Origin of the sequence: Stieleria sp., from assembly GCF_041595215.1 — a bacterium.
GTDB lineage: Bacteria > Planctomycetota > Planctomycetia > Pirellulales > Pirellulaceae > Stieleria > Stieleria magnilauensis.
In genome coordinates this window covers 1-2,651 of the sequence record NZ_JBFHKV010001136.1, presented here as the reverse complement: position 1 = coordinate 2,651, position 2,651 = coordinate 1, and the positions used below count along the sequence as shown (strand labels likewise).

The window sequence follows — 2,651 nt, the reverse complement described above, 5'->3', positions numbered from 1 at the left end:
CGCTTGTTCGGGCAACTCCATCCGGCACAGCGCTCGTGCGGCCGCGGTACGAACCGCCGAGGAGGAATCGGTCAACAACGTCTTCATCGCATCCGCCGCCGCGGCCTTTGCCGCCACGCCCAGATTGCCGATGCCGGTGGCCGCCCAATAGCGAATCACGCTATCGCGATCCTCGGCCGAATCAACGAGCTTCTTGAGAGCCGACGGTCCGTTGGAAGCGGCGACCGCGATGTCGGCGAGTTGCGCGTTGTACTGTTCCGCGTCGGCTTGTCGTAGGATCGCGTATTCACTTCCCAGTTCGTTCGCCCGTTCGGCGATGATCGCTTCGGGGATCAACCCCAAGTCACCCGTTTCGCTGATCCACTCGGTTTGTGCAGCACGCATGCGTTTCAACACATCGGCATAGTCGCTGTTTCCCGCCAGATTGTTGACTTCGTGTGGATCGGCCACGCAATCGTAGAGTTCCTCGACGGGTTTGGTCGGCGAGAAATAGTATTCCGCTTCGGCCGTCAAGTCGCCGGCGTCATGCAACCGCCGCAACTCACGCATCGTGGCACCTTTTTCGCAGGTGTTGATGTACTGGTGATAGGTTTTCAGCGGTTCAAAATTGCGGAGGTAACGAAAGCGTTTGTCGCGCACCATGCGGATGATGTCGTAGCGTTCATCCATCCGGTCGCGGGCACCATAAACGTATTGCCGTGCAGGCGGCAGATGGGTGCCAAGAAACGGTTGCCCCTGCACGTGGGAGGGGACATCCAGCCCGGCAAGGTTCAAGACGGTGGGACCAAAGTCGATCGAGCTGACCAGCCGGTCGGAGACCTCACCGGGAGTGCCCTGTCCGTCGACGCGATACGCTCTCGGGATCCTCACGACCAGCGGAATGTGCGTGCCGGAATCGTACAACCAGCGTTTCGCCCGCGGCAGTCCGACGCCGTGATCGGACCAAAACATGATGATCGTGTTCTCGTACAGACCGTCCTGTTTCAATTGGTCGATCAGCTTGCCGACCCAGTGGTCCATCGCCGTGATGAGTTCGTAGTTGCGTTTCCAATCTTCGCGCGTCACCGGCGTATCGCAGTAGTAAGGCGGCAACTGCAACGTCGCCGGATCTTGACGCTGGTCGTCGGTCAGAACCTCAGTCACCGATTGGTACTTGCTTTTGTTTGCGATGCCGGACTCATGGCAACCGGTGAAATTAAAAACGGCGAAGAACGGCGTGTCGTCATCGTCCCGGTCACGCCAATGGGCCTTGCCCGAAGAGACGTCCCAGGTTTCGCGGGGTGTCTTGAATTGGTAGTCCTGTTTGGAGTTGTTCGTACAGAAGTAGCCGGCGTCGCGAAGATAGGTTGGGAACGGACGGATCGAATCCGGCAGGGTCGCCGTGCATCGCATGTGATGTGTCCCGAGCGTCGTTTGATACATGCCCGTGATGATCCCGCTGCGACACGGCGCACACACACCGGCGGTCGTAAACGCGTGCGTGTATCGAACGCCCTCGCTGGCCAATCGATCGATGTTCGGCGTGATCGCGTGTGGGTCTCCGTAACATCCCAGGTGTGGACTGATGTCTTCGCAGGAGAGCCACAAAAGATTGGGACGCGATTCCGAGGCGACCGAAACGGAAACACAACAGGCGACGAAGCAGGCTTGCAGAAAATGTCTGAACATGTCGGGGGCGAGGCGGGAATCCGAGGAGGAAAACGGCGCGGAACTTTGCAGCGCCATCCGCTTATGATAGCCCCCGAATCCAACGGCGTCGCGGAGATTACCGCGCTGGCTTCCACACGTTGCCCTCCACACGCTGGCCTGCACGCGCAAGACCCTGCGGCGTGTCGGCAAACCGAAGCGTCAACGAAGCAGTTTCCCATCGCTCTATTCTTTTTAATCTTTTTCCACGCAACATCCGTTTTGACGCCACGATCATCTCAACAGCGGGCATTCGCGAGGCGGCTCGAAGACTTCAGTTTTTCTAATGCAGGTTGACGATTCAGAATCCCTGTTCAGGCACCGTCAAAACCTCAATTCGCGATAACGTTGCCGATTGGAGAGCTAGATGACGACGCAACTGATTCGGCCTTTTCGCTCGGAAATCAAGTCAACCACGCCACAATCACGTGTGCAATCGGACACGCGAAGCGGATTCACTCCAAGTCTGCCGAAGATGATCTCACGATCCCAGCGGCTCGCTGCGGCGTTTTCGAAGCTGGGAAGTTGCATCGGCGACTTTGAACTGATCAGCTTGGCCGGCGAGGGATCGTTCGGCAAAGTTTTCCTGGCACGGCAACGCTCGCTCGACCGCGACGTGGCACTCAAGATCACCGCCGACTTGGGCCACGAGGGGCGCACGATGGCCCGTCTGGAACATTCCCATATCGTCCCGGTCTTTTCCGAAGAGGTGGTTTCGGAAAAGGGAATCCGATTGTTATGCATGCAGTATGTGCCCGGCGGAACCCTGCACGACGTGGTTCGGGGCTTGACTGCTCTGGATCGCGATCAACAGGACGGCAACGCGATCCTGGACATCGTTGACGCTCTCAACTCGCATCCAGCCGTCATGGACCCGGCCAGCCTGAGAAGCCGCGAACAGCTCTCCCAATGCAACCGCGACGAAGCCACCTGCTGGATCGGCCAACAGCTGGCCGAAGCACTCG

At 58.6% G+C, this 2,651-nt stretch carries 2 protein-coding genes; one reads left to right on the top strand and one right to left on the bottom strand.

Going from position 1 to position 2,651, the window contains the following annotated elements; translation table 11 throughout:
- Positions 1 to 1,668, bottom strand: a 1,668-nt coding sequence (locus ABX749_RS28895; protein ID WP_372899090.1) for a sulfatase-like hydrolase/transferase, incomplete at its 3' end; no start/stop codon positions are given.
- 493 nt (positions 1,669 to 2,161) lie between these two features.
- Between ABX749_RS28895 and ABX749_RS28890 the strand changes: the two genes are divergently transcribed.
- Positions 2,162 to 2,651, top strand: a 490-nt coding sequence (locus ABX749_RS28890) for a protein kinase (RefSeq protein ID WP_372899089.1), incomplete at its 3' end; no start/stop codon positions are given.